The organism is Streptomyces sp. NK15101 (genome assembly GCF_020400725.1).
Taxonomy (GTDB): Bacteria; Actinomycetota; Actinomycetes; order Streptomycetales; family Streptomycetaceae; genus Streptomyces.
This window is the reverse complement of record NZ_JAINVG010000009.1, coordinates 92,814-117,789: the sequence shown is the minus strand read 5'-3', so window position 1 is coordinate 117,789 and position 24,976 is coordinate 92,814. Positions and strand designations below refer to the sequence as shown.

25 protein-coding genes and 1 pseudogene are annotated in these 24,976 nt (G+C 73.9%); 15 read left to right on the top strand and 11 right to left on the bottom strand.

The window, feature by feature from the left end; translation table 11 throughout:
• From K7G60_RS07540 to K7G60_RS07530, 3 genes are read left to right on the top strand one after another with little or no spacing between them, the layout of a single operon-like run.
• The gene (locus K7G60_RS07540; protein WP_374115606.1) at positions 1–963 is read left to right on the top strand and encodes a carbohydrate ABC transporter permease; all 963 of its coding nucleotides are present in this window, start codon (positions 1–3) and stop codon (positions 961–963) included.
• Positions 960–1,874: a carbohydrate ABC transporter permease gene (locus tag K7G60_RS07535; protein ID WP_225800014.1), complete on the top strand. Its 915-nt coding sequence runs from the start codon at positions 960–962 to the stop codon at positions 1,872–1,874. Before K7G60_RS07540 ends, K7G60_RS07535 begins: the two co-directional genes overlap by 4 nt.
• A 29-nt stretch (positions 1,875–1,903) precedes the next feature.
• Positions 1,904–2,929, top strand: a complete 1,026-nt coding sequence (locus K7G60_RS07530; protein WP_225800013.1) for a LacI family DNA-binding transcriptional regulator — start codon at positions 1,904–1,906, stop codon at positions 2,927–2,929.
• Between the two features lie 54 nt (positions 2,930–2,983).
• Here K7G60_RS07530 and K7G60_RS07525 read toward each other — a convergent pair whose 3' ends face one another.
• From K7G60_RS07525 to K7G60_RS07515, 3 genes are read right to left on the bottom strand one after another with little or no spacing between them, the layout of a single operon-like run.
• Positions 2,984–3,619, bottom strand: coding sequence for a lactate utilization protein C (locus K7G60_RS07525; RefSeq protein ID WP_225800012.1), 636 nt, complete (start codon positions 3,617–3,619; stop codon positions 2,984–2,986).
• Between the two features lie 40 nt (positions 3,620–3,659).
• Positions 3,660–5,084 carry a LutB/LldF family L-lactate oxidation iron-sulfur protein gene (locus K7G60_RS07520; protein ID WP_225800011.1) on the bottom strand — a complete coding sequence of 475 codons (1,425 nt, stop codon included), beginning with the start codon at positions 5,082–5,084 and terminating at the stop codon, positions 3,660–3,662.
• Entirely contained in the window at positions 5,081–5,797 is a 717-nt protein-coding gene (locus K7G60_RS07515) for a (Fe-S)-binding protein (RefSeq protein ID WP_225800010.1), read from the bottom strand. Before K7G60_RS07515 ends, K7G60_RS07520 begins: the two co-directional genes overlap by 4 nt.
• Positions 5,798–5,948: 151 nt before the next feature.
• On the opposite strand from K7G60_RS07515, the pseudogene K7G60_RS07510 reads away from it, so the two are divergent.
• Positions 5,949–6,134: pseudogene (locus K7G60_RS07510) on the top strand (substrate-binding domain-containing protein); the annotation flags it as partial.
• A 15-nt stretch (positions 6,135–6,149) separates the two neighbouring features.
• Here K7G60_RS07510 and xylA read toward each other — a convergent pair.
• Positions 6,150–7,316, bottom strand: coding sequence for a xylose isomerase (gene xylA, locus K7G60_RS07505; protein WP_225800009.1), 1,167 nt, complete (start codon positions 7,314–7,316; stop codon positions 6,150–6,152).
• Positions 7,317–7,425: 109 nt separating this feature from the next.
• Between xylA and xylB the strand changes: the two genes are divergently transcribed.
• The 4 genes from xylB (at position 7,426) to K7G60_RS07485 (ending at position 10,512) form a co-directional block, all read left to right on the top strand.
• The gene (gene xylB / locus K7G60_RS07500) at positions 7,426–8,901 is read left to right on the top strand and encodes a xylulokinase (RefSeq protein ID WP_225800062.1); all 1,476 of its coding nucleotides are present in this window, start codon (positions 7,426–7,428) and stop codon (positions 8,899–8,901) included.
• A gap of 89 nt (positions 8,902–8,990) precedes the next feature.
• Entirely contained in the window at positions 8,991–9,218 is a 228-nt protein-coding gene (locus tag K7G60_RS07495) for a hypothetical protein (protein ID WP_225800008.1), read from the top strand.
• Positions 9,219–9,372: 154 nt separating this feature from the next.
• Positions 9,373–9,771, top strand: a complete 399-nt coding sequence (locus K7G60_RS07490; protein ID WP_225800007.1) for a hypothetical protein — start codon at positions 9,373–9,375, stop codon at positions 9,769–9,771.
• A gap of 135 nt (positions 9,772–9,906) precedes the next feature.
• A complete protein-coding gene (locus K7G60_RS07485; RefSeq protein WP_225800006.1) occupies positions 9,907–10,512 on the top strand; it encodes an SMI1/KNR4 family protein in 606 nt (201 codons plus the stop codon).
• Between the two features lie 375 nt (positions 10,513–10,887).
• On the opposite strand, the gene K7G60_RS07480 is transcribed toward K7G60_RS07485, so the two are convergent.
• Together K7G60_RS07480 and K7G60_RS07475 are read right to left on the bottom strand one after the other, a co-directional pair.
• Positions 10,888–11,820 carry a ketopantoate reductase family protein gene (locus K7G60_RS07480; protein ID WP_225800005.1) on the bottom strand — a complete coding sequence of 311 codons (933 nt, stop codon included), beginning with the start codon at positions 11,818–11,820 and terminating at the stop codon, positions 10,888–10,890.
• Positions 11,817–12,386 carry a helix-turn-helix domain-containing protein gene (locus K7G60_RS07475; RefSeq protein ID WP_225800004.1) on the bottom strand — a complete coding sequence of 190 codons (570 nt, stop codon included), beginning with the start codon at positions 12,384–12,386 and terminating at the stop codon, positions 11,817–11,819. The genes K7G60_RS07480 and K7G60_RS07475 overlap by 4 nt, the downstream gene beginning before the upstream one ends.
• An 80-nt stretch (positions 12,387–12,466) precedes the next feature.
• On the opposite strand from K7G60_RS07475, the gene K7G60_RS07470 reads away from it, so the two are divergent.
• The 5 genes from K7G60_RS07470 (at position 12,467) to K7G60_RS07450 (ending at position 18,154) form a co-directional block, all read left to right on the top strand.
• Positions 12,467–13,681: an ROK family transcriptional regulator gene (locus K7G60_RS07470; RefSeq protein WP_225800003.1), complete on the top strand. Its 1,215-nt coding sequence runs from the start codon at positions 12,467–12,469 to the stop codon at positions 13,679–13,681.
• Between the two features lie 122 nt (positions 13,682–13,803).
• Positions 13,804–15,273 carry an ABC transporter permease gene (locus K7G60_RS07465; RefSeq protein ID WP_225800002.1) on the top strand — a complete coding sequence of 490 codons (1,470 nt, stop codon included), beginning with the start codon at positions 13,804–13,806 and terminating at the stop codon, positions 15,271–15,273.
• 124 nt (positions 15,274–15,397) lie between these two features.
• A complete protein-coding gene (locus tag K7G60_RS07460; protein ID WP_225800001.1) occupies positions 15,398–16,102 on the top strand; it encodes an ABC transporter ATP-binding protein in 705 nt (234 codons plus the stop codon).
• Between the two features lie 139 nt (positions 16,103–16,241).
• The gene (locus K7G60_RS07455; protein ID WP_225800000.1) at positions 16,242–17,675 is read left to right on the top strand and encodes a WGR domain-containing protein; all 1,434 of its coding nucleotides are present in this window, start codon (positions 16,242–16,244) and stop codon (positions 17,673–17,675) included.
• A complete protein-coding gene (locus K7G60_RS07450; protein WP_225799999.1) occupies positions 17,672–18,154 on the top strand; it encodes a hypothetical protein in 483 nt (160 codons plus the stop codon). Before K7G60_RS07455 ends, K7G60_RS07450 begins: the two co-directional genes overlap by 4 nt.
• A 10-nt stretch (positions 18,155–18,164) precedes the next feature.
• Here K7G60_RS07450 and K7G60_RS07445 read toward each other — a convergent pair whose 3' ends face one another.
• From K7G60_RS07445 to K7G60_RS07435, 3 genes are all read right to left on the bottom strand, one after another.
• On the bottom strand, positions 18,165–18,587 hold the full coding sequence (locus K7G60_RS07445) for a DUF350 domain-containing protein (protein WP_190158424.1): 423 nt from the start codon (positions 18,585–18,587) through the stop codon (positions 18,165–18,167).
• A gap of 167 nt (positions 18,588–18,754) precedes the next feature.
• On the bottom strand, positions 18,755–19,369 hold the full coding sequence (locus K7G60_RS07440; RefSeq protein WP_225799998.1) for an HdeD family acid-resistance protein: 615 nt from the start codon (positions 19,367–19,369) through the stop codon (positions 18,755–18,757).
• A gap of 37 nt (positions 19,370–19,406) precedes the next feature.
• On the bottom strand, positions 19,407–20,783 hold the full coding sequence (locus K7G60_RS07435) for a dipeptidase (protein ID WP_225799997.1): 1,377 nt from the start codon (positions 20,781–20,783) through the stop codon (positions 19,407–19,409).
• Between the two features lie 171 nt (positions 20,784–20,954).
• Here K7G60_RS07435 and K7G60_RS07430 point away from each other — a divergent pair, with 171 nt between their 5' ends.
• Both K7G60_RS07430 and opcA read left to right on the top strand, forming a co-directional pair.
• Positions 20,955–21,500 carry a DoxX family protein gene (locus K7G60_RS07430; protein WP_225800061.1) on the top strand — a complete coding sequence of 182 codons (546 nt, stop codon included), beginning with the start codon at positions 20,955–20,957 and terminating at the stop codon, positions 21,498–21,500.
• A gap of 83 nt (positions 21,501–21,583) precedes the next feature.
• Positions 21,584–22,495, top strand: coding sequence for a glucose-6-phosphate dehydrogenase assembly protein OpcA (gene opcA, locus K7G60_RS07425; RefSeq protein WP_225799996.1), 912 nt, complete (start codon positions 21,584–21,586; stop codon positions 22,493–22,495).
• A gap of 263 nt (positions 22,496–22,758) precedes the next feature.
• On the opposite strand, the gene K7G60_RS07420 is transcribed toward opcA, so the two are convergent.
• Complete coding sequence (locus K7G60_RS07420; RefSeq protein WP_225799995.1) at positions 22,759–23,538, bottom strand: class I SAM-dependent methyltransferase; 780 nt, start codon at positions 23,536–23,538, stop codon at positions 22,759–22,761.
• An 11-nt stretch (positions 23,539–23,549) separates the two neighbouring features.
• Complete coding sequence (locus K7G60_RS07415; protein ID WP_225799994.1) at positions 23,550–24,635, bottom strand: cytochrome P450; 1,086 nt, start codon at positions 24,633–24,635, stop codon at positions 23,550–23,552.
• Positions 24,636–24,976 lie beyond the last annotated feature (341 nt).

The following is a 24,976-nucleotide window of genomic DNA, read 5'->3' as shown; positions in this document are numbered from 1 at the left end:
GTGCGCCGGTCGTACGGGGCCGAAGCGGCCCCGTACGACCTCCCGTCGCCCACCACCACCCCCAAACGAGCGCGAAGCGCCCCCTACCTCTTCCTCCTCCCCGCCGCCGTCCTCTTCGCCCTCTTCTTCGCCCTGCCCATCGGCTACGCCGTCTGGCTCAGCTTCCACAAGGTCGAGATCAAGGGCCTCGGCCTCGGCAAGGGAGCCAGGAGCGAGGTCTGGGCCGGCCTGGAGAACTACACCGCCGCCCTCACCGACTCCGAGTTCCTCCACAGCGCCCTGCGCGTCCTCGGCTACGGCGCGATCGTCGTCCCCGTCATGCTCGGCCTCGCCCTGCTCTTCGCGCTCCTGCTCGACACCGAGCGCGTCCGCGCCCGTTCCTTCGCCCGCCTCGCGATCTTCCTGCCGTACGCCGTGCCCGGCGTCATCGCGGCGCTCCTCTGGGGCTTCCTCTACCTCCCCGACGTCAGTCCCTTCCTCCACCTCCTCGACGCCCTCGGACTCCCGCGGCCCGACCTCATGGACGGCGGACTCCTCTACCTGTCGATGGCGAACATCGCCGTCTGGGGCGGCACCGGCTTCAACATGATCGTCATCTACACCGCGCTGCGCTCCCTGCCCGCCGAGGTGCACGAGGCGGCCAAGCTCGACGGCTGCTCGGAGCTGCAGATCGCGCTCCGCATCAAGATCCCGATGGTGGCGCCCTCCCTGGTGCTCACCTTCTTCTTCTCGATCATCGCCACCCTCCAGGTCTTCAACGAGCCCATGACGCTCAAGCCGCTCACCAACGGCATCCCCTCCACCTGGAGCCCCCTCATGAAGGTCTACGGCGACGCCTTCACCGGCGGGAACATCCACGCCGCCTCGGCCACCGCCGTGGTGCTCGCCCTCGCCACCTTCGCGCTCTCCTTCACCCTCCTGAGGGCCTCCAACCGCCGCACCGCACAAGGAGCAGGCCGATGACCGGGCTCGCCTCCCCGCCGCTCCGCGCGTCCGCCCCGGCCGCCGGCACCACCCCCGGCACCTCCCAGGGCCCGCCCCGCCCCCGCCGCACGGCCCTGCTCCCCACCGCCGCGCTCGTCCTCGGGGCGCTCTACTGCCTGCTCCCCGTCGCCTGGGTCGTGGTCGCCGCCACCAAGTCGGGCCAGGACCTCTTCTCCACCTTCACCTTCCTGCCCGGCGACGGCTTCGCCGACAACCTCGCCGACCTCGACACGTACCGCGAGGGCATCTACTGGCGATGGATGGGCAACTCCGTCTTCTACGCGGGCCTCGGCGCCGTCCTGTCCACCGTGGTCTCCGCCTTCGCCGGCTACGCCTTCGCGGTCTACCGCTTCCGCGGCCGCGAGCCCTTCTTCAACGTCATCCTCACCGGCGTCCTCATGCCCCCGGTCATCCTCGCCATCCCGCAGTACCTGATCATGGCCGAGGCCGACCTCACGGACACGTACGCCTCCGTGCTGCTGCCGCTGGTCCTCTCCCCGTACGGCGTCTACCTCGGCCGGATCTACGCCGAGGCCGCCATCCCGATGGAACTCGTCGAGGCGGGCCGCATGGACGGCGCGGGCGAATGGCGGATCTTCCTGCGGATCGCCGTCCCCATGATGGCCCCGGGCCTGGTGACGATCTTCCTCTTCCAGTTCGTCGCCATCTGGAACAACTTCCTGCTGCCCTTCATCATGCTCGGCGACGACGAGAAGTTCCCCATGACCGTCGGCCTGTTCACCCTCCTCAAGCAGGGCGCCAGCCAGCCCTCCCTCTACACCCTCGTCATCACCGGAGCCTTCCTCGCCGTCGTCCCGCTCATCGCCCTGTTCCTGGTCATCCAGCGCTTCTGGAGCCTCGACCTGCTCTCCGGCGCCGTAAAGTCCTGACCACAGGGGATCGAGGGGAAACACACAGCATGAGCGCAGCAGCGAGCAGGCGCCGCCCGGCGACCATCCACGACGTGGCCCGCGAGGCCGGAGTCTCGCGCGGCACCGTCTCCCGCGTCCTCAACGGCGGCCACTACGTCAGCCCGACCGCGAAGGCGGCCGTCGACGCCGCGATCCGAAGAACGGGATACGTCGTCAACCGGCACGCCCGCTCGCTGATCACCGGCAAGTCCGACTCGGTCGCCTTCCTCCTGACCGAACCGCAGGAGCGCTTCTTCGAGGACCCCAACTTCAACGTCCTCCTCAGGGCCTGCACCCAGGCCCTCGCCGCCCAGGACATCCCGCTCCTCCTGATGATCGCGGGCACCGAGGACGAACGCCGCCGCAACCTCCGCTACATCGAGGCCGGCCACGTCGACGGCGTCCTCCTCGTCTCCAGCCACTCCGGCGATCCCGTGGTGGCCCGGCTGCACGAGGCCGGCGTCCCCGTCGTCGCCTGCGGCAAGCCCCTCGGCCAGACCGCCAAGATCGGCTACGTCGCCGCCGACGACCGGGACGGCGCCCGCGACATGGTGCGCCACCTGTACGCGACCGGGCGGCGCCGCATCGCCACCGTCACCGGACCGCTCGACACCCCCGGCGGGGTGGAACGCCTCGCCGGCTACCGCGAGACGCTCGCCGAACACGGCCTGCCCGTCGACGAGACGCTGATCGCCACCGGTGACTACAGCCGGGCCAGCGGCGAGGACGCCGCCCGCGTCCTCCTGGAGCGCGCCCCGGACATCGACGCCGTCTTCGTCGCCTCCGACCTGATGGCGCAGGGCGTCCTCGACGCGCTCGACCGCGCGGGCAGGCGGGTCCCCGAGGACATCGCCGTCGGCGGCTTCGACGACTCCCCGGCGGCCCTCTCCTCCCGCCCCTCCCTCACCACCATCCGCCAGCCCTGGGACCGCATCAGCACCGAGATGGTCCGGACGCTCCTGGCACGGATAGCGGGCGAGGACCCGGCGACGGTCATCCTGCCGACGGAGCTCGTCCGCCGCGAGTCGACCTGACGCCGCCCCGGGGTGAAGCAGCCGGACGCCCCCGGGCCCGGCTGCTTCCGCGTGTCAGCCGCCCGTCACCAGGAGGACCTCCAGGGTGCGCGGCCCGTGGATGCCCTCCACCCGGTCGAGCTCGATGTCGCTCGTCGCGGACGGCCCGGAGATCCAGGTCAGCGGACGCCCCGGGGCGAGCCGGGGGAGCGCGAGCGGCACCGAGGCCACCACCTGCTCCGGGGCCCGCACCACGCAGAGGTGCAGATCGGGGACGAGCGTCAGCGCCCGGCGGCCCTGGCCCGGACCGCCGTCCAGGACGATCGTGCCCGTCTCGGCGATCGCCACCGCGCACCCCGTCACCACGGCGTCCGTGCCGTCCAGTTCGCACGGGCCCAGCCGTGGCCCGTCGGGCCGCCGCACGGCCTCGGTCGTGGCGAGCCACTCCTCGGGCAGCCCGGGCGGCACGACGACACTGCGCGCGCCGCGCTCCCGGAGCAACCGGGCGACCAGGCCGGCGACGCCGTCCGGTCCGGTGCGGTGCACACGGGCCCGGTAGTCGGCGAGGTTCTCGTGGAGCAGGTCGAGGAGCCGGGCCGGGTCGTCCGGGACGTGGCGGGTCCGGTAGTCGCGGACGACGGGCGCGGCCTCGGGCGCGTCCGCGACGGCTGTACGGATCCGGGCGAGGATCCGTGCGCGGGAATCGGTCACGTCCGGTTCCTCCTCGCGGGGTTCCGCACGGGCAGGTCGGTCACGTCCGGTTCCTCCTCCACCAGTCGCGGAACGGTTCGGCGGGCATCTCGGGCAGGTCGCGGCTCTCCGTCCACCGGCCGGCGACGGGCCCGGGCAGCTTCCTCGGGTGCAGCTTGCGGGTGGCGGACGCGAGGCGCTCCCCGGCCCCGAGCACGCCGGGGTGGTCCAGGACCCATGTGGAGGCCTTGATCGCGGCCCTCTCCAGGCGGTGGCCCTTGCCGCCCTCCCCGGCGACCTTCTCCCGCAGGCGCACGAGCACCTCGGGCATGTCGATGGCGACCGGGCACACCTCGTAGCAGGCGCCGCACAGCGAGGAGGCGTAGGGCAGCGAGGCGTCGACCTCGCTCGCGGTGCCCCGCAGCTGCGGGGTGAGGATCGCGCCGATCGGGCCGGGGTAGACCGAGCCGTACGCGTGACCGCCGGCCCGCTCGTACACCGGGCAGACGTTGAGGCAGGCCGAGCAGCGGATGCAGCGCAGCGCCTGACGCCCCACCTCGTCGGCGAGGACGTCGGTGCGGCCGTTGTCGAGGAGCACCAGGTGGAAGGCGCTCGGTCCGTCTCCGTCGGTGGTGCCGGTCCACATGCTCGTGTACGGGTTCATCCGCTCGGCCGTCGAGGAGCGGGGGAGCGTCTGGAGGAAGACCTCCAGGTCCCGCCAGGTGGGGACGACCTTCTCGATGCCGACGACGGAGATGAGGGTCTCGGGCAGGGTCAGGCACATGCGGCCGTTGCCCTCGGACTCGACGACGACGAGGGTGCCGGTCTCGGCGACCATGAAGTTCGCCCCCGAGATCCCGACCTTCGCCCGCAGGAACTTCTCCCGCAGGTGCAGCCGGGCCGCCTCCGCCAACTCGGCCGGGGCGTCGCTCAGTCCCTCCGGTGCCGGGCGGCCCCAACTCGCCATCTTCTCGCGGAAGACGTCCCGGATCTCGCCGCGGTTGCGGTGGATCGCCGGGACCAGGATGTGCGAGGGGCGGTCCTCGCCGAGCTGCACGATCAGCTCGGCGAGGTCGGTCTCGTAGGCGCGGATCCCCTCGGCCTCCAGGTGCTCGTTGAGCCCGATCTCCTGGGTGGCCATCGACTTGACCTTGACGACCTCGCTTTCGCCGGTCGCCTTCACCAGCTCTGTGACGATCCGGTTGGCCTCGGCCGCGTCCGCCGCCCAGTGCACCGTGCCGCCCGCCGCCGTCACCGACTCCTCCAACCGGAGGAGGTGCGCGTCGAGGTGGCGGAGCGTCTCGTCCTTGACGCGCCTGCCGGCCTCGCGCAGCGCGGCCCAGTCGTCCAGCTCGGCCACCGCCCGCGCCCGCTTGTCCCGGATGGTGTGGGTCGCGTGCCGGAGGTTGGCGCGCAGCCGCTCGTCACGGACGGCCTCCCGCGCCGCCTCCGGGAAGGCCGGCATCCCCAGATAGGTCCCGCTCATGCCCAGGGCTCCTCTTCCGTGCTCGCCAGGATCTCCGCCAGGTGCAGCGCCCGCAGCGGCGCCTCCTGCCGCCTCAGCATGCCGCCCACGTGCAGCAGACAGGAGTTGTCCGCGCCGCACAGGACCTCCGCGCCCGTGGACAGCGCGTTCTTGATCTTGTCGGCGCCCATCGCCGCCGAGACGTCCGGGTTCTTCACCGCGAACGTGCCGCCGAAGCCGCAGCACTCCTCCGCGCCCGGCAGCTCCACCAGCTCCAGGCCCTTCACCGCCTCCAGGAGCCGCCGCGGCCGCTCCCCGAGCCCGAGGAGCCGCAGGCCGTGACAGGACGGGTGGTACGTCACCCGGTGCGGGAAGTACGCGCCCACGTCCGTCACGCCGAGCACGTCCACCAGGAACTCCGTCAGCTCGTACACGCGAGGCGCCAGGGCCCCCGCCTCCGTACCGAACGACGGGTAGTGGCGGCGGACCATCGCCGCGCACGAGCCCGACGGGGTCACGACGTGGTCGTAGCCCTCGAAGGCCCGCACCGTGCGCCGTACGAGCGGCTCGGTCTGCGCGCGGTAGCCGGTGTTGAACTGCGGCTGTCCGCAGCAGGACTGGGCCGCCGGGAAGTCGACCGCCACGCCGAGCCGTTCGAGGAGCCGGACCGTGGCCACGCCCGTCGACGGGAAGACGGCGTCGTTGACGCAGGTGACGAAGAGGGCGACACGCATCACGGCTTCCTCGGGGACGGTTCGGGTCGGGCGGCGGCCCTGTCCCAGGCGGCGCCGTCGCCCTGCGGTACGTAGTGTCGCAGGGGCCGCGTCCGCGCAGCGCGTCACGGCCTCCACCGCCCACCGGGCGCACCCGCGCGAGGGCGCCCTGCTCGCGCTCGCCGCGACCGCGGCCGTACCCCTGACCTCCGTACGGCAGCCGGCGCCGACCCTCGGGGCGGAGGCCGCCGAGCCGCTCCTGGAGGAGACCGGCGAGCAGGCGGCCGACCACCGGCACGAGCACGTGGTGCTCCGGCCGGAACCGGTCGTCCGCCGCTCGACGCTCCCCGGCCGCTGACCGCCCGTACGGTCCTCAGCGCACGCCGAGCAGGTGCTCCATGGCCAGCTGGTCCAGGTGCTCGAAGGCCATCGAGCGCTCCGCGGCCGCGTCCGGGTCGAACGTCTCGTACGCGGTGGGATCGGCCAGCAGCGCCGCGAGACCGTCGGCGGCCGTGGGGACGGCCAGCTCGGGCAGCCGGGAGGCGGCGAGCGCCGCCACGACGTCCGGGTCGGCACGGAAGGCCGCCGCGCGGTCCTTGAGGATCAGGTAGTTCCGCATGCAGTTCTTCGCGGACTCCCACACCCCGTCGAAGCCGTCGGTGCGGACCGGCTTGAAGTCGAAGTGGCGCGGGCCCGCGTAACCGGCCGTCTCCAGCAGGTCCACCAGCCAGAACGCCTGCCGCAGGTCGCCCGCGCCGAAGCGGAAGTCCTGGTCGTACTTGATGCCCGACTGGCCGTTCAGGTCGATGTGGAACAGCTTGCCGGCCCACAGCGCCTGCGCGATGCCGTGCGGGAAGTTCAGCCCGGCCATCTGCTCGTGTCCGGTCTCCGGGTTCACGCCGACGAGCTCGGGGCGCTCCAGCCGCTCGATGAAGGCGAGGGCGTGCCCGATCGTGGGCAGCAGGATGTCGCCGCGCGGCTCGTTCGGCTTGGGCTCGATCGCGAAGCGCAGGTCGTAGCCCTGCTCGGTGACGTACTGGCCGAGCAGGTCGAAGGCCTCCTTCATCCGGTCGAGCGCGACCCGGACGTCCTTCGCCGCGCCGGACTCGGCGCCCTCCCGGCCGCCCCAGGCGACGTAGGTGGTGGCGCCGAGCTCGACGGCCAGATCGATGTTGCGGAGGGTCTTGCGCAGGGCGAACCGGCGCACGTCCCGGTCGTTGGCGGTGAAGGCGCCGTCCTTGAAGACGGGGTGCGTGAAGAGGTTCGTGGTCGCCATGGGCACCGCGAGCCCGGTGCGGTCCAGGGCGCCCCGGAAGCGCTTGACGATCGCGTCGCGCTCGGCGTCCGGCGTCCCGAAGGGGATCAGGTCGTCGTCGTGGAAGGTGATGCCGTACGCACCGAGGGCGGCGAGCCGCTCGACGGCCTCCACGGGGTCGAGGGCGGGGCGGGTCGCCTCGCCGAAGGGATCGCGGCCCTGCCAGCCGACGGTCCACAGGCCGAAGGTGAAGCGGTCCCCGGGGGTGGGCGAGAAGTCGGTCATGGCGTCTCCCTGCTACTGGCAGCCAGATTTGTTTTCTGAGATAACTAATACGGGACGGGGCGCCCGGACGCCAGCCCCGACAGCCGAGAGACAAGGTGAGGACATGCCCATGAGCCGCCGCTCCGTGGTGATCGGCGTGGACAGCTCCACGCAGTCCGCCAAGGCCGCCGCCGTCGACGCCGACACCGGCGAGCTCCTCGCCCTCGGCCGCGCACCGCACACCGTCACCGGCTCCGCCGGGGCGCGCGAGAGCGACCCCGGGGAGTGGTGGACCGCCCTCGTCACGGCCGTCCGCGCGGCGGTGCGCGACGCGGACGTCCCGGCGGCGGCCGTCACCGGCATCGCCGTCGCCGGCCAGCAGCACGGCCTCGTCGCCCTCGGCCCCGACGGCCGCCCCCTCCGCCCCGCGCTGCTCTGGAACGACACGCGCTCCGCCCCCCAGGCGGCCGCCCTCGCCGCCCGCCTCGGCGGCCCGGCGTCCTGGCCGGCGCGGACCGGCTCCGTCCCGGTCGCCTCCATGACCGCGGCCAAATGGCAGTGGCTCCGCGAGCACGAGCCGCACCACGCCGCCGCGACGGCCGGCGTCCGCCTTCCGCACGACCACCTCACCGAACGCCTCTCCGGATCCGCCGTCACCGACCCCGGGGACGCCTCCGGCACCTGCTGGTACGGCACCGCCACCCGCGCCTACGACCCCGACGTCCTCGACCTCGTCGGCCTTGACCCGGCCCTGCTGCCGACCGTCGCCCCGTCCGGCGCCACCCGCGTCGGCACCCTCACCGCCGCCGCCGCCGAAGCGCTCGGCCTGCCCCGCACGGTCGCCGTCGCCGCCGGGACCGGCGACAACATGGCCGCCGCCGTCGGACTCGGGCTCGGCGGCGCGGGCCTGCTCGACCACCCCGTCGTCAGCCTCGGCACCTCCGGCACCGTCTTCGCCGCGACCCGCACCCGCCCCGTCGCCCCCGGCCTCGCCGGCTTCGCCGCCACCGACGGCACGTACCTGCCGCTCGGCTGCACCCTCAACTGCACCCTCGCCGTCGACCGGTTCGCCACGCTCCTCGGCCTCGACCGCGAGGACGCCGCCCCCGGCGGCGACGTCGTCGTCCTCCCGTACCTCGACGGCGAACGCACCCCCGACCTCCCGCACGCCGCCGGGCTCGTCACCGGCCTCCGGCACGACACCGACCCCAGGGCCGTCCTCGGCGCCGCCTACGAGGGCGCGGCCTTCACCGTGCTGCGCGCCCTCGACGAACTCCTCGCCGCCTGCGGCCTCGACCCCGCCGCCCCCGGCGTACGGGACCGCCCGCTGCGCCTCGTCGGCGGCGGCGCGCGAGGCCGGGCCTGGACCGAGACCGTCCGCAGGCTCTCCGGGCGCTCCCTGATCGTCCCCGCCGCCACCGAACTCGTCGCCCTCGGCGCCGCGGCCCTCGCCGCGGGCGCCGTCACCGGCTCCGACCCGGTGGCCCTGGCCACCGCCTGGGGCACGGGCACCGGAGCGCAACTGCCCCCGGCTCCGCGCGACGAGCAGGCCTGGGACCGCATCGCGACGGTCCTCGCCGCGGCGACACCGACGCTCCTGAGCTGACGGACGGCGGGACCGCCGCGTGCGGCTCGCGAAGCCCTGTTCCGCCCGCGATCTCCGGGTTACCCTGCGGAAGACGACGGGGGAACACCATGACCGCTCTACTGATCCTTTTCGGCGTACTGGGCTGCGTCGGGGCGCTGTTGACCATCACCCTGCTCCGCAGGGGCGGCGGCCGGGCGGACACGGTCGACGGCGTGCTCCGGGAACAGCAGGCCCTCCGCCAGGCCCAGGCCGACCGGGTCTCCTTCGGCCTCGGCGCCCACAACTCCCCGCCCACGGCGAGCGACAACTACATCCGCGGCAGCCGCCGGCCGTGAGAACCGCGCAGCCACCGGCCGTGAGAACCGGGCGGCTGCCGACCATGAGGGCCGGGCGGCGGCCGGCCGCGTGCCGGCGTTCTCGCGCCCGCGCCCACGGCGGATCGGAACACCGTCCTGGCCGAATTCCGCCTCCCGCCCGTACGATCCCGGCATGACGAACACGGCGTGGCGCGTCGCTCTCGGCGTGGTGGCCTCCAGCGCGTTCTTCTGGGCGGTCGCCGGGGCGGTCGACCTGGGGCTGGAGCGAACCCGCAGGGGCTACGCCCTACCCGACGGCGGGGAGTGGTACACGTTCGCCCTGTTCGCCGGCTTCATCGTCGCCTACCTCGGCGTGGCCTCCCTCACCGATACGCCCGCCGGCCGGCACGCGGCCCTGGTCCCGGCCGCGGGCGCCTGCTTCGGTGCCGTCTCGTGCCTGCTCATCGGCCAGGAGACGCGGCACTGGGTCGGCGCCGCCGTGATGGCGCTGATCGCATCGGCCCTCCCGCTCGTCGTCCACCTGCGGAACCGCGCACGGCGTGCCCGGCCCGCCGCGGACGCACCGGCCTAGGGGGCTTTCCGGACAGGCCCTGGTCTCCCGCTGCCACGGAAAACCGCATGACCCCCGGGCGCCGACCGGCTCCGTCGCGCGGTTGTCGGTGCGTTCTCGTAGGCTCGGCGATCTCATCGGATCGAAGGGGCTGCCGTGGAGGACGCGACGGACATCGCATTGCCGGCCGAGGTCCTTCCGGCGGATCTCGGCAGCGACGAGGAGATCGACTGGACGGCCGCGGAAGAACGGTGGGGCACGCGACTCCCGCGGGACTGCACGGCCTTCATGTCCCTCTGGGGCGCCGGCACGTTCGGGACGGTGGGGGAGGTGAGCGTCCTCATGCCGCTGCCGAAGGAGTACCCCCAGTGGGATCCCGGCACCTTCGAGGAGGAGACCGAGAACGCCCGTCACACCTGGGAGATGCTGCACGGCCAGGAAGGCCTCGACATCGACCCGGAGCACATCCTCGCCTGGGGCGTCACCTCCGGCGCGGACATCCTCTGCTGGCTGACGACCGACCCCGACCCCGACCGGTGGCCCGTCCTGGTCTGCGGTCGCCACACCCGCGAGGACTTCACCCTGTTCCCCTGCGGCATGGCCGAGTTCCTCCGCAAGCTGCTCCTGGACGAGTTCGACCCCTACCCGATCAGCGTCCGGCTCGGTGACGCACCGCGTTACGTGCACTGGCTGGAGCAGCAGCGACGCTGGAAAGCGGGCCTGGACCGGTACTCCGGCGAGCCCGTGCCCGCCGACCGGTAGGGGCCGGGGGCGAGGCGCTGGGAGCTTGAAGCGGTCTCACACGACCCCTGCCGCGGCCTTCCCGCGGGCCGTACGGCGGCGGTGGTACGCGATCGAGCAGCTCGGCGAGGGCGGTGAGTCCGAGTCGGTAGACGGCCGGGCCGGGAGTCGGGCCGTCGACCCGGGCCACCGGCGCGCCGAACGTCAGGGCGACGCGCCAGAGGTCGGACGGCAGGACGACCAGCGGCACGGCGTGGGAGGCGACGGCGGCCCAACGAGGCACACCCGGAAGGGCCTTGAGTTTCATCATGCCGACCGGACTGCCGCCGGACCGGGGGCCCGGCGTCGCCCTGGTGGCCCCGTCGTCTCCCGGGCGGGGGAGACGACCTCCTCCCGTCAGACCCCCGCGGCAGCCGTGACCCGGCGCTGGTGGACGCGCAGGTGCAGCGTCGCCAGGTCGAGCAGCGGGGTCGCCACGCCCAGGGCGCGGGCCCGGGCGGTCAGGTCGCCGAAGAGGTGCTCGACCTCGGTCGGGCGGCCCGCCGCCAGATCGCGGTAGAGCGACGGCACCATCGGCGAACCCGGCGCGGACACCACGGCGAGCGTCGCCGCCCGCTCCTCCTCCGGTACGGGGTGCCCGGCCGCGGCGGCGACCGCGGCGGCCTCGTCGAGCAGCGCCGGGCCGAGAGCGGGGCCGCCCGGCACGTCGTACACGTCGCCGACCGTGCCGCGCATCAGGCTCGTCACCGCGCCGAACGTGGTGATGAACACCCACTTGTGCCACATCGCCGTGAGGACGTCCGCCGGCACCGGCGCGTCGATCCCCGCCCCGTCGAGGACCTTCCGGATCCGCTCCACGCGCGCGGAGACCGTCCCGTCCTGCTCCCCGAAGGACAGATGGGCCAGCGGCGCGAGCCGCCGGATGTCGCCCGAGTCGTCGAGGGCGGTCACCACCTTGGCCACGCCGCCGAGGACGGCCGGCGCGCCGAAGCGGGCGTTGAGGGCGTCGATGTGGGCGAGGCCGTTGAGGAGCGGCACGACCGCCGTGTCCGGTCCGACGGCCGGCGCGACGTCCTCGATCGCCCGGTCGAGCCCGGTGGACTTCACCGACAGCAGGACGAGGTCGTACGGCTCGCGCAGCTCGCCGGCCGTGACGAGGCGGGGCTCCACCGCCCACTCCTCGTCGCGGCCCACGACCCGCAGCCCGCGCTCGCGCAGCGCGGCCGCCCGGGCCGGGCGGACCAGGAAGGTGACGTCCTCGCCCGCGCGGGCGAGCAGGGCGCCGAAGTAGCCACCGGTGGCACCGGCGCCGACGACCAGGATCTTCATCGGGGTGAACCCTTCGTGGGGCGCCTCGGGGGCGCGGTGGTGAGCAGAGGGGAGAGCAGCCGGTGCGGCCGGGCGAGCGCCGCCGTCACCGGGTCGTCGTCCGGGGCCGAGGGGGCGAGCCCCGGGCCGGGGGCGACCAGGACGTCCTGGACGGGCACGGCCGAGCCGCAGCCGGTGCAGCGCCCGTCCGGTTCGAGCGGCGCCTCGTCCTGGACGTGCAGGAAGACGCGGCGCGGCCCGCCCTCCGCCGCGTGGAACTCCTCGCCCCAGGCGGTGAGCGCACGGACGGCGGGCCAGAGCGCCACCCCCTTGGGCGTGAGCCCGTAGACCTCGCGGCGGCCCGTGCCCGTCTCGGGGCGGCGCACCAGGACGCCCGCCTCGGTGAGGGTGGCGAGCCGGTCGGCGAGGACGGCCCGGGGGACGCCCAGGTGCGCGGCGAACTCACCGAACCTGCGGACCCCGTAGAAGGCGTCGCGCAGGATCAGCAGCGTCCAGCGCTCGCCGACGATCTCCATCGAGCGGGCGAGGGCACAGGTCTGACCGCGGTAGTCGCGCGGAAGCGTCATGGGCGGAGCCTAACGCGGAAAGGTTCGGTCACCGAACTGTTTTCGCGCGGGCGAAAGGGCCGACTAGGCTCTCGCTCACCATGAACCAGCCCACGGAACCCAAGGCCGACAAGTCGGGAGTGCGCCGGCACAACCTGAGCCTCGTCCTGCGGACCGTCCACGAGGCCGGCGAGACGACCCGGGCGGCCGTCGCCGCCCGCGTCGGGCTCACCCGGCCCGCCGTCTCCTCCCTCGTCGAGCAGCTCCTCGACCTCGGCCTCCTCGTCGAGTCGGGCAAGACCTTCAGCGGGCAGGCGGGACGGCCCGGCACCGTGCTCAAACCGGCCGACACGGGACCCGCCGGCCTCGGCGTCGAGATCAACGTCGACTACGTCACGGTCTGCGTCGTCGACCTGACCGGCGCCGACCGCGTCCGCCGCACCGAGTACCTCGACAACCGGGACGCCGAGGCCGCCGACGTCCTCGCCCGCGCCGCCCGCGTCGCCGCGGACGCCCTGGACGCCGCGGCCGAACGGCACCTCGCCCCGGCCGGGGCCGGACTCGCCCTCCCCGGACTCGTCTCCGACGGGACCGTCCGGCAGGCCCCCAACCTCGGCTGGAACGAGGTCCCCGCCGAAGCCCTCTTCGGCAAGGCGCTCACCGCCCTGCGCCCCGGCACCGCCGGCCTCCCCGTCACCTCCGACAACGAGGCCAACATGGCGGCCCTCGCCGAGCTGTGGTTCGGCGACCTCGGCCCCCTCCGCACCTTCCTGCACCTGACGGGGGAGATCGGCGTCGGCGGCGCGATCGTCGTCCACGGCGAACTCCTGCGCGGCGCCCACGGCTTCGCCGGCGAGATCGGACACCTCGTCGTCGACGCCGAAGGCCCGCGCTGCCGCTGCGGCTCACGCGGCTGCCTGGAGCAGTACGCGGGACAGGCCGCCCTCCTCGCCTCGGCGGGCGCCACCGACGTCCCGGACCTCGCGCGCCGCGCCGGGGCCGGTGAACCGCGCGCCCTCGCCGCCCTCGCCGAGGCCGGCCGGATGCTCGGCCGCGCCCTGTCGGGGGCCGTCAACCTCCTCGACCCCGAGGCCGTCGTCCTGGGCGGCATCTACCCGCGCCTGATGCCCTGGCTGGCCCCCGCCGTCGTCGAGGAGCTCGCCACCCGGGTCGTCTCCGGCCTCTGGACCCCGGACGCGGAGCGCCTCCGCCCGGCGTCCGCCGCCACCGACGCGTCGCGCGGCGCGGCGGCCCTCGTCCTCCACGACGTCCTGTCCGACCCGCTGGCGTACGCCACGACGGCGGCGGGCGGCTGACGGCCCAGGCCGCCGGGTCCGGCGGGAGGCCGAGCGGCGGCCGGGCGTCGTCCCGCCCGCTCTCATCCCGCTCTCACGCGGGCCTTATCCCGTCATCACGCACCGCCCCTAGCTTCGCGCCCATGTTCCTCACCTACCTCCGGCGCGAACTGCGCCGCCGCAGAAAGGCGGCGCTCGTCGTCGCCTCCGGGCTCGCGCTCGGCATCGCGCTGGTCATCGTCGTCAACTCCGTCTCCTCCGGCATGAACCGGGCCCAGGGCGAGGTGCTGGAATCCCTCTACGGTCTCGGTACGGACCTGACGGTGACCAAGGCGCAGGAGCGGCCCGAGGCCGGCGCGCAGCCGCAGCGGCCGCGGTTCGAGTTCCAGGGCAAGGAGGACGGCGAGGAGCAGAGCAGCGACCGGCTGATGGTCCAGGGCTTCCAGACCCTCGCCGACTCCACCGTCGGCACGGTCGCGAAGCAGCAGGGCGTCGACCGGGCGGTGGGCGGTCTGAGCCTCGTCAGCCTGAGGATCGACGGAGAGTTCGAGCGCGGTCGGATCCAGCGCGGCCAGACCCCGCCCGGCGGTCCGGCCGGCGGGAACGTCGGCGACGGCGGAGGTCCCGGCGACACCGTCACCGGCGGCGGCGCGGCCTTCGACGTCGACTCCTTCACGATCTACGGCACCGACGTCACCGCCCCCGACCTCGGCCCCCTCACCACCTCCACCGTCTCCGCGGGCCGCACCTTCAGGACCACCGAGACCGATGCCGAGGTCGCCGTCGTCGACAGCGCCTACGCGCAGGAGAAGGGCCTCTCCGTCGGCGACGAACTGACCGTCAAGGGAGTGAAGTTCGAGATCATCGGCATCGCGACCGCCGACAGCGGGCAGTCCGCCGCCCAGGTCTACCTGCCCCTGGAGCAGGCGCAGACGCTCTCCGCGTCCGCCGGCAGGATCACCACGATCTACGTGAAGGCGACCGACTCGACCCGCATCGACGCGGTCGAGGCCGCCATCCGGAAGAACGTCCCCGGCACCACCGTCACCACCTCCGCCGACCTCGCGCAGACGGTCTCCGGCTCGCTCGACACCGCCGCCGACCTCGCCGCCGACGTCGGCAAGTGGCTCTCGTACGCCGTGCTGCTCGCCGCCGTCCTCGTCGCCGGGCTCCTCACCTCCGCCGCCGTCGGCCGCCGGGTCCGCGAGTTCGGCACCCTCAAGGCCCTCGGCTGGAAGAGCGGCCGGGTCACCCGCCAAGTCGTCGGCGAAGCCCTCGTCAACGGTGTCATCGGCGGTGTCCTCGGCATCGCCGTCGGCCTCGCCGGAGCGTACGCCGTCACCGCCGCGAGCCCGACCCTCACCGCCGAACTCGGCGCGGACGGCGGAGGGTTCGGCGGCGGACGCGGCGGCGGCATGGTCTTCGGCGGCCCCGGCGCAGCCCGTACGGCGGTCGGCAGGACGGTCGACATCGCCCTCACCGCCCCCGTCAGCGTCACCACCGTCGGTCTCGCCGTCCTCCTCGCCCTCGGCGGCGGGCTCGTCGCGGGCGCCTTCGGTGCGTGGCGCGCCTCCCGGCTGCGTCCCGCCGACGCGCTGCGCCGCGTCGAGTAGCCGCACGCCCGAACCCACCCGCGGCCCACGGACCGCCGGACCACGGATACGGCCCACGGACCGCCGGACCACGGATACGGCCCACGGCCCACAGCCCACGGAAACGGACCACAGGAGTCCCACCATGTACGAACTCATCGGCGTCACCAAGCAGTACCGGCGGGGCCGGCAGAGAGTCGACGCGCTCGCCGGGATCGACCTCACCCTCGCCCAGGGAGACCGGCTGGTCATCCAGGGCCCCACGGGCGGCGGCAAGTCGACCCTCCTCCAGATGCTCGGCGGCCTCGACCGCCCCACCTCGGGCCGGGTCCTGCTCGACGGCACCGACCTGGCCGCGCTCTCCGAGCGCCGGCTGACGACCGTGCGCGGCCGGAACATCGGCTTCGTCTTCCAGAGCTTCAACCTCATCCCCACGCTCACCGCCCAGGAGAACGTGGAGGCCGCCCTCGTCCCCCTCGGGGTCAAGGCCGCCGAGCGGCGCCCCCGGGCCGCCGAGGCGCTGGAGTCGGTCGGTCTCGGCGAGCGCCTCGGGCACCTGCCGTCCGAGCTCTCCGGCGGCCAGCAGCAGCGGGTGGCCATCGCCCGCGCCCTGGTGAAGCGGCCCAAGGTGCTCCTCGCCGACGAGCCCACCGGCAACCTCGACGAGTCGATGCGCGACGAGATCGTCGACCTGCTCGAAGGGGTCTGCGAGGAGCACGGGCTGACCTTCGTCATGGTCACCCACGACAGCGCCGTCGCCCGCCGCGCCCCCCGCCTGGCCACGATCCGGAAGGGCCGCATCACGATCGAGGAGAACCGGCGGACGGCGGCGGACCGCGTCGGGGCCTGAGGGCCGTCGCCGCCTTGCACGGGGGCGGCGGGGCCGGGGACGGAACGCCGCGGCGAAAGTCCCGGACGCCCGGGCCTCCCGTCCTCGGCCGCGGCTGCGCGGCAGGCCGTTGTCAGTGGTGGCCCCTACCGTTCTCACCATGACGACGACCTATCTGGAGCTGTCGCAGGACGGCGGCGGTGCCCACAAGTTCTACGAAGTGACCGTCGAGGACCTCGCGGTGTCGGTCCGTTACGGCCGGATCGGCTCGGACGGCCAGACCCAGCGCTCCACGTTCCCGACGGCGGCGAAGGCGCAGGCCGCGGCGGCGAAGAAGATCGGCGAGAAGGTCCGCAAGGGGTACGCCCCCGCCGTCCGGGGACAGCGCGCCGCGCGTCCCGTGACCCGCCGCGAGGTCAGCTCCGCACCCTCCACCGCGCGGGCCGTCGCCCCCGTCCTCTGGCGCTTCCGCACCGGCTCGGCCGCCTTCGGCATCCACGTCGACGAGGAGCGCTGCTGGGTGGGCAACCAGGCGGGGGACGTCTTCACGCTCGACCGCGGCGGCGAGGTGCAGGCCCGGTTCAGCCTGCCGGACGGCGTCAAGTGCCTGGTCGCCGACGACTTCTGGATCTACGCGGGCTGCGACGACGGCAAGGTGTACGACCTCTCGTCCAAGCTCCCCTTCGCCGCCTACGACATCGCCACCGACGTCGACATCTTCTGGCTCGACATCCACGAGGGCGTCCTGCACGTCGCCGACCGCTCCGGCCGGCTCACCGTCATCGACCACGAGGACGAGCACCAGTGGGCGCGCGGCGGCCAGGGCGAGCACGCCTGGATGGTCCGCGCCGACGGCGACGCCGTCTACTACGGGGACACGAAGGGCGTCGCCGCCCACGCGCCGGACGGCGGCGGCGAACTGTGGCACACCGCGACCGAGGGCGGAGTCCTCTTCGGCTGGCAGGAGGACACCGCGGTCTACGCGGGCACGTCCCGCAAGAAGGTGCAGCGGCTCGCGAAGAAGGACGGGCGCGTGGAGGCGGTGTACTCCTGCGACAGCCCGGTCTACTCCTGCGCCACCTCGCCCGGCGGCCGGTTCGTCTTCGCGGCCGACTCGGCCTCCTCCGTCTACTGCTTCGCCGAGGACGGCACCCGGCTGTGGAAGCTGGGCACGGGCGGCGGTTCGGCGCTCTCCATGCAGTACCGGGACGAGCGGCTCTACCTGGTGACGACGGACGGTTCGCTGGTCTGCGTGGACGCGAGCGAGACCGCGATCGAGGCCGCGCAGCAGGGCACGGTCCCGGTCGCGCGGGACGTCAAGCTCGCCGCCGCCCTGCCGGTGTACGAGCCGGCCACGACCGCGACGGCGGTGACCGCCGTCAGCGACGCACCGGCGGGCTCGGTGGTCGTGGAGTGCGTGACCGAGTCGGGCCGGACCAGGGTGCGGGTCGTCTCGCAGGGATACGAGTCCGGGTGGAACGTGCAGTTCCCGCGGGCGATCCGGGAGCCCGGCGCGCGGTACGTGGTGGACGCCCTGCACCCCGCCGCGGGCGGGTTCTACCGCGTCCGCGGCGACATCCGGCGGCTCCTGTGACCACCGGCGCGGGGGGCGGCTCGGGCGTGTTCGAGGCGGCCACGGGCGACGGGCCGCCGCTGCCCCCGGCCGAGGCCGAGCAGCGGTCCCGGGAGATCCGCGCGGCCGTCGACGGACTGCTCCAGATCAGACGGCTGACCCTGCGCCGGGGCGGTGACCCGAGGACCGTGCCCGCGGACTGGGAGCGCCTGCGGCCGGTCCGCGCGGTGGCCCTCGTCCTGGAGTCCGGCGGGATCACGCCCTCGTCCGTGGACGCCGCCGGGGTCCGGCTCTCCACGGGCTACCGGGTCAGGGCGGGGGAGCGGCCGGAGACCGCCGTGGTGGAGTGGCTCGGCCCGCCGGGGACGGGCGCCGCCCAGGAGGAGGCGGAGGCCCTGGGCGCATGCGTCCCCGTCCTGGCGCGGCTCGGCTGGGAGGCGCTCCTCTACAAGGGGCCGCGCGGCCGCCGCTTCCTGGAGGTCGAGCCCATGTCCCCGTGACGCGTGACCGTCAGGCGATCGAGGCGGAGACGATCGCCGAGACCGCGATGTTGCAGGAGGCCGTCACCCAGACCGCCGGGTGCGGCTCGGGGTCGACGAGCGTGGCACCGAGTTTCCCCGGCGTGACCAGGTCGACGACGAGGAAGGCCACCGCCATCATCACCAGGCCGAGGAGGCCGAACGCGGCGGTCGAGACGAGCCCCTTGCCGAAGTGGTCGTACGTCGTCCAGATCGAGGTGAAGACGATGCCGCCGATCCCGAGGAGCGCCGAGCTCAGCAGGACCGCGGCGTTGCGGTTGCGGTCCTCCCAGATCTGGCGCCCGAGCTTCCCGGGGGTCAGCAGGTCCACGAGCACGATGCCGAGGATCAGCAGGACCACGCCGAGGGCGCCGTAGGCGCCGGCCCGGCCGAGGCCGTTGACGATGTCGCTCATGAGGTGCCGGCTCCGAAGGTTGCGATCACGGGGGATCGGTGGTCAAGGACCGGCAAAATGTAGCGCACGGGTGAACGAAGCCCGCCGTCCGCCCGGGGCGCGGGTGAACGAAGCCCGCCGTCCGCCCGGGGCGCGGGCGGACGGCGGACGGAGGCGGCGAGTATCCGCTAGGCGCCTGGCGGAAGGTCCTTGGCTCGGGAGCGGACCATGAAGGCCGTGACGACCTCGACCGCGCCGACGGCGATGAGCCAGATGCCGCCGAGGAGCGTGAGCACCGTGGCGGACTCCAGCGGGGACACGATCAGCACGATTCCGGCGAGCGCGCTGACGATGCCGAGGAGGGCCTGCCAGCCGGAGGCGGGCATCGCCGGGTCGGAGGCCGCGGCCACGGTCTGGGTGATGCCGCGGAAGAGCCAGCCGATCCCGATCCACAGCGCGAGCAGCAGGGTCGACTGCGTCGCGCTCCGGAAGCAGAACAGACCGAGCAGGATCGACAGCGCGCCGCTGATGAAGGCCATCACCCGCAGTGCCGTGGTGGCGTGCGTGCCGAAGGCGGCGATCAGTTGCGTCACACCGCTGAGCAGCAGGTACAGACCGAAGAGCACCCCCACCACCCGCAGGGTGGCCTCCGGCCAGGCCAGCACCACGACGCCGAGGATCAGCGAGACGAGCCCGGCGACGAGCAGGGCCTGCCAGGCGAAGCCCGCGAGGATGCCCAGGGGGCCGGGCGGCGCGTCCCCTCGCGCGGAGCGGCCGTACGGATCGTCATGAGTCTGTGTCATGGGGCGGCACCGGTCCTTTCGTCACGGGGGCGGTAGGTCAGAGGGGAGTGGCGTACGAGCTGAGGAAGAGGGCCTCGGCCAGTGCCATGTGCTCGATCTCGGAAGGGTCCACGCTCTCGTTCGGCGCGTGGATGAGGCAGCCCGGCTCCTCGACGCCGATGAGGGCGATCTCCGCCGCCGGGAACTGTGCGGCGAGCACGTTGCACAGCGGGATCGAGCCGCCCTGCCCCGACTGGACCATGTCCTTCCCGTACGCCTCGCGGAGCGCCGCCCCGAGGGCCCGGTAGGCGGGTCCGTCGGTGCGCGCCCGGAAGGGCTGCCCGGCGCTCTCCGGTTCGACCTCCACCCGGGCGCCCCACGGGGCGGCCGAGACCAGATGGTCCGTCAGGGCGCGCAGGGCGTCGTCCGTGTCGATCCCCGGCGGCACCCGCAGACTGACCCTGGCCCGTGCCTTCGCCTGGATCGCGGCCGAGGAGCCCACCACCGGCGGGCAGTCGATGCCGAGGACGGTGACGGCGGGCCGGGCCCACAGTTCGTCGGCGACCGAGCCCGTGCCGACGAGGGACACCCCCTCCAGCACGCCCGCGTCGGCGCGGAACTGCTCGGCCGGGTAGTCCACCCCGTCCCAGAGGCCGTCGCCGGGCAGCCCCTTGATCACCGTGTCGCCGTGCTCGTCGCGGAGGCTGTCGAGGATCCGGACGAGGGCGGCGAGGGCGTCGGGTGCCGGGCCGCCGAACATGCCGGAGTGCATCTCGCCCCTGAGGGTCGAGACGGTCACGACGACGTTGGTGAGGCCGCGCAGCGAGGTGGTGGCGGTGGGCAGGCCGAGCGCGAAGTTGCCCGTGTCGCAGATCAACAGGGCGTCGGCGGCGAACAGTCCGGGCTGCAGCGGCACGAGCTGCTCCAGGCCGCCCGTCCCCTGTTCCTCCGAACCCTCCGCCACGAACTTGATGTTCACGGGGAAGCCCCGGCCCTCGGGCCCGCCGAGCGCGCGCAGCGCCGTCAGGTGCATCGCGATGTTGCCCTTGCAATCGGCGGCGCCGCGTCCGTACCAGCGCCCGTCGCGCTCGGTGAGCTCGAAGGGCGGGGTCCGCCAGGCGGCGTCGTCGAGGGGCGGCTGCACGTCGTAGTGGCAGTAGAGCAGCACCGTCGGAGCCCCCTCAGGACCCGGCGCGTGCCCCACCACCGCGTCCGTGCCGTCCGGGGTCGTCACCCGGCGCATGTCCCGGAGCCCGGCCTCCGTGAAGGCCCGCACGAGGAAGTCGGCGGTCTTCGCGCACTCCTCGGGCGGAAACTGGCGCGGGTCGGCGACGGAGCGCATCGCCACCAGCGCGGTCAGGTCCTCCTTCGCCCGGGGCATCAGCGCCCGGACCTTCTCCCGCAGGGCTGCGGTCTCGGTGGACTCGGCGGACATGCGTACCCACTTCCCTCGGGGACGAAAGCCCACTCAGTCAAGCAACACCGAACAAACGCCGCAAAACGTGACTCAAGTGGCCTATCCGGGGCGGGTCCCGGAGGGCGCGGGGGAGCGGGCGGGACGAGAGTGGACGGCGTACGCGTCCGCCTCCCGCACCTGGAGAACCCCATGGCCCACCTCAACCGACGCGATCTCGGGCTGCTCGTGCTGAGAGCCGGCACCGGCGCCGTCCTCGCCGCGCACGGCACGCAGAAGCTCCTCGGCTGGTTCGGGGGCGGCGGTCTCGAGGGCACCACCAAGGCGATGGAGGCCATGGGCTTCAACCCGGGCCGCCAGAGCGCGATCGCCGCCGGTCTCGGCGAGGCGGGCGGCGGCGTCCTCCTCGCACTCGGCCTCGCCACCCCGGCCGCCGGCGCCGCAGCGGCGGGCGCCATGGCGGGAGCCGTCGCCGTCCACGCCCCGGCCGGCTTCTTCGCCCAGGGCGGCGGCTACGAGTACCCGGCCTTCCTCGGCTTCACGGCCGCCGGGATCGGCATCACCGGCGCCGGACGCTACTCCCTGGACCACGCCACCGGGCACGTCCTCGACCGCCCCTGGGTGGTGGCCGTCGCCTTCCTCGGCACGGCGATCGCCGCCGCGGCCGTCGTCGGCCGCCGTGCCCAGGAGCAGGCGTCCCCCGACCCGGCTCCCGACGCGGAATCGGAGCCCGCGTAGGACGACTTCCGCCGGGGGACCCGCACGCGTCCGCCGCGCGGGAGGGTTAGGCTCGCCGCAGAAGGAAGGGACGGGCGCCGCACATGAAGATCGATCTGACGGACACCGACTCCAGCAAGATCAACAAGGCGATCCTGCAGGGTCGCAGGGCCGTCGGCACCCCCGCCGTCGGCGCCGTGCTCACCCTCGTCGTCGTCACCGACGAGGAGAACGCGTACGACTCCGTCAAGGCGGCCAACGAGGCGTCCCGGGAACACCCCTCCCGCACCCTCGTCGTCATCAAGCGGCACGCCCGCACCCCGCGCGAGCGGCAGGTGACCCGGCTCGACGCGGAGGTCCGGCTCGGCACCGACGCCGGCTCGGGCGAGACGGTCCTGCTCCGGCTGTACGGCGAGGTCGGCGCCCGCGCCGACTCCGTGGTCCTGCCGCTGCTCCTGCCGGACGCGCCCGTCGTCGTCTGGTGGCCCGTCGACGCCCCCGAAGTGCCCTCCCGGGACCCGCTGGGCTCGCTCGCACAGCGCCGCATCACCGACATGTACGCGGTCGAGGACCCCCTCACCGCGCTGGAGAAGCGCGCCGCCTCGTACGCACCCGGCGACACCGACCTCGCCTGGACCCGGCTCACCCCGTGGCGCTCGATGCTGGCCGCCGCCCTCGACCAGGCACCGCTCACCATCACCTCCGCCGCCGTCGAGAGCGAGGCGGAGAACCCCAGCGCCGAACTCCTGGCCCGCTGGTTCGAGGTCCGGCTCGGCGTCCCCGTCGACCGGGTCGTCACCGACGGCCCCGTCGTCACGGCCGTCCGCATGGGCACCCCCGACGGCGAGATCCGCATCGACCGGCCCGAGGGCCCGGTCGCGCACCTCGCCATTCCCGGCCAGCCCGGCAGGGTCCTCGCCCTGAAGGTCCGGACCACCGCGGAACTGATCGCCGAGGAGCTCCGCCGCCTCGACCCGGACGAGGCCTACGCGGCGGCACTGCGCGGCCGCGCCTGACGGGCCCGCCCACCGCCGTTGTGGGCAGTCGTTCCGCTGGGGCACAACGGACGGCGCCCCTGCCGGCGCCCGAGGCTCCCGCGCCTGGACCCGCACCCCGTGCACGGCTCCCCGGTGGTGCGGGTCCGGGCGCGGAACGCGGAGGCCCCGCTATGGGCGCCGTCCCGTGTGCCCACCCGTCCCGCCCTGCGGGACGATCGCCCACACGGCGGGTGGGCCGGGGAGTCGCCCCGCCGGGCTCGGGCCCGCGACGGGTCGCCCCGTCAGGCCCGTCGGCTGAAGACCAGGACGACGTCCGCCGCCTCCCGGACCCGGGGAACGTCCGGATCGGGCAGGGCCAGCAGGCGGGACCTGGTCTCGTCGACCAGACGGGTGGCCTCGCCGCCCACCGCCCAGGCGCCGGTGAACAGACCGCGCGTCAGCGACTCGGCCATCGCCCGCGGCGACACGGGGAAGGACGTGGGGCGTTCCGAGGCCGTCCCCTCGTAGACGAGGCCGTGCGCCGCGCCGATCGGGGCCAGCCACTCCGGCCCGTCGCGACGGCCGCCCTCCGGATCGAGACGGTCCTCCAACTCCCCGACGAGGACCCCGATGTCGTCCGCCGGGCGCGTCCCGCCCGCCGGAATCACCAGATAGCGCCCGCCCGGCCGCAGGACCCGCGCGACCTCGGCCAGCACGGCCCGGTTGTCCGGGCCCGCGTGCAGCAACCAGGTCGAGACGGCCTGGTCCACGGATCCGCTCCGCACGGGCAGCCGGCAGGCGTCGCCCACCGCCACCCGCGTGCCGAGCCGGGCCCTCGCCCGCGCGAGCATCCCGGGCGAGAGGTCGACGCCGTACACGGTGTGGCCGCGCGCCGTCAGTTCGGCCGCCACGATGCCCGTCCCGACGCCGATGTCGAGCACCGGGCGCGCCGGGTCGAGCAGCGGCACCAGCTGCTCCGCGAAACCGGCGGCACGCGCCGTACCGCCGCGCGACTCGTCGTACCCCGGGGCGATCTCGTCGAACTCCGCCACCGGGCGGGCGGCCGGAGAGGAGGAGGTCACCGTCGCCCCCCTCACGCCTGCGGGGTGAAGGTCACCGGCAGCGTCGCCATGCCGCGCAGGATGCCCTCGCGCCGGCTCAGGTCCGCGTCCGGGTCGGCGAGCCGCAGGTCGGGGAAGCGCCGCAGCAGGGTGCCGATGGCGATCCTGGCCTCGGCGCGGGCCAGCGGGGCGCCCAGGCAGAAGTGCACACCGTGACCGAAGGCGAGCTGTTGCGGCACCTCGCGACGGGCCACGTCGAGGATGTCGGGACGGTCGTAGCGCGCGGGGTCGCGGTTGGCCGCGGCGAGCCCGATGATGATCATCTCGCCGGGCGGGACGGTGACCCCGCCGATCTCGTACGCGTCGACCGTGAAGCGCGCGACGCCCCGGCTCACCGGGCCCTCGTAGCGCAGGAGTTCCTCGATCGCGCCGGGCAGCAGCGAGGGGTCGTCGCGCAGCGCGGCGAACTGCTCCGGGTGGCGAAGGAGGGCGTGGACGCCGTTCGCGATGAGGCTCGCCGTCGTCTCGTGGCCGGCGAGCGTGAGCAGGATGGCCATGGCCGTCAGCTCACGGTCGCTGATCTTCTCCTCGGCCTGCGCGGCGCAGAGCGCGCTCAGCAGGTCGTCCTTCGGGTCGGCCTTGCGCGCGGCGATCAACGGCTCGAAGAACTCGGTGAGTTCGGCGCGGGCCCGTGCTCCCTTGGCGAGCCGCTCCGGGGTGTTGGGCGGCATGATCAGGCCGACCGCGAGACGGGCGAAGTCCGGCTGCCCCTCGGCCGGGATGCCGATGAGTTCGCCGAGCACGGCCATCGGCAGCGGCAGCGCGAACTCCGCGACCAGATCGGCTGATCCGCGCTGGGCGATCGCGTCGAGGAAGGCGTCGGTGTGCGCCTGGACGCGGGGTGCGAGCTGCTCCACGCGCCGGAAGGTGAAGGCCTTCGAGACGAGGTTGCGCAGCCGGGTGTGGTCCTCGCCGTCGGCCACGAGCATGCTGGCCATCAGGACGTTGGTGCGCTCCTGGTGGGCCATCTCCTCCTCGAGGCCGGCGACCCCGACGGGGCTGCTGCTGAGGCGCGGGTCGGTGAGCGCGGCCACCGCCTCGTCGTATCCGGTGACCATCCAGACTTCAAGAGCGGGATTCAGCCGGACGCGCTGGACGACGCCGTGCTCACGGATGCGTTCGAAGAGCGGGTAGGGGTTGGGCTGTTGAGCAACGTTTACCGGGACATCGTGAACGATTGTCTGGTCTTGGCCGGTCATCTTCCGTAACTCCCCGGAGCTTTGTGAAAGATCTGAGGCAGGTAGTCATACCAGCCGCCCCAGTTGCGTGGTAGCGTCACCGGCGCTCGGCTCGGATGATGTACGGGGAGGCACCGGCGAACCGCCGGTGAGACACCAACGAGGCGTTCACCCACCGGTGATCCGGCGCCTCGTGCGATCGACTCGGTAAGCAGCCAAGG

Excerpts from the sequence above, each read along its gene's own strand:
- K7G60_RS07440 (WP_225799998.1), bottom strand. The coding sequence starts at position 19,369 with ATGACACAGACTCATGACGATCCGTACGGCCGCTCCGCGCGAGGGGAC.
- K7G60_RS07480 (WP_225800005.1), bottom strand. The coding sequence starts at position 11,820 with ATGAAGATCCTGGTCGTCGGCGCCGGTGCCACCGGTGGCTACTTCGGC.
- K7G60_RS07430 (WP_225800061.1), top strand. The coding sequence starts at position 20,955 with ATGGCCCACCTCAACCGACGCGATCTCGGGCTGCTCGTGCTGAGAGCC.
- K7G60_RS07445 (WP_190158424.1), bottom strand. The coding sequence starts at position 18,587 with ATGAGCGACATCGTCAACGGCCTCGGCCGGGCCGGCGCCTACGGCGCC.
- K7G60_RS07460 (WP_225800001.1), top strand. The coding sequence starts at position 15,398 with ATGTACGAACTCATCGGCGTCACCAAGCAGTACCGGCGGGGCCGGCAG.
- K7G60_RS07455 (WP_225800000.1), top strand. The coding sequence starts at position 16,242 with ATGACGACGACCTATCTGGAGCTGTCGCAGGACGGCGGCGGTGCCCAC.
- K7G60_RS07435 (WP_225799997.1), bottom strand. The coding sequence starts at position 20,783 with ATGTCCGCCGAGTCCACCGAGACCGCAGCCCTGCGGGAGAAGGTCCGG.
- opcA (WP_225799996.1), top strand. The coding sequence starts at position 21,584 with ATGAAGATCGATCTGACGGACACCGACTCCAGCAAGATCAACAAGGCG.
- K7G60_RS07470 (WP_225800003.1), top strand. The coding sequence starts at position 12,467 with ATGAACCAGCCCACGGAACCCAAGGCCGACAAGTCGGGAGTGCGCCGG.
- xylA (WP_225800009.1), bottom strand. The coding sequence starts at position 7,316 with ATGACCGACTTCTCGCCCACCCCCGGGGACCGCTTCACCTTCGGCCTG.
- K7G60_RS07415 (WP_225799994.1), bottom strand. The coding sequence starts at position 24,635 with ATGGTCACCGGATACGACGAGGCGGTGGCCGCGCTCACCGACCCGCGC.
- K7G60_RS07465 (WP_225800002.1), top strand. The coding sequence starts at position 13,804 with ATGTTCCTCACCTACCTCCGGCGCGAACTGCGCCGCCGCAGAAAGGCG.
- K7G60_RS07530 (WP_225800013.1), top strand. The coding sequence starts at position 1,904 with ATGAGCGCAGCAGCGAGCAGGCGCCGCCCGGCGACCATCCACGACGTG.
- K7G60_RS07520 (WP_225800011.1), bottom strand. The coding sequence starts at position 5,084 with ATGAGCGGGACCTATCTGGGGATGCCGGCCTTCCCGGAGGCGGCGCGG.
- K7G60_RS07515 (WP_225800010.1), bottom strand. The coding sequence starts at position 5,797 with ATGCGTGTCGCCCTCTTCGTCACCTGCGTCAACGACGCCGTCTTCCCG.
- xylB (WP_225800062.1), top strand. The coding sequence starts at position 7,426 with ATGAGCCGCCGCTCCGTGGTGATCGGCGTGGACAGCTCCACGCAGTCC.
- K7G60_RS07495 (WP_225800008.1), top strand. The coding sequence starts at position 8,991 with ATGACCGCTCTACTGATCCTTTTCGGCGTACTGGGCTGCGTCGGGGCG.
- K7G60_RS07475 (WP_225800004.1), bottom strand. The coding sequence starts at position 12,386 with ATGACGCTTCCGCGCGACTACCGCGGTCAGACCTGTGCCCTCGCCCGC.
- K7G60_RS07535 (WP_225800014.1), top strand. The coding sequence starts at position 960 with ATGACCGGGCTCGCCTCCCCGCCGCTCCGCGCGTCCGCCCCGGCCGCC.
- K7G60_RS07490 (WP_225800007.1), top strand. The coding sequence starts at position 9,373 with ATGACGAACACGGCGTGGCGCGTCGCTCTCGGCGTGGTGGCCTCCAGC.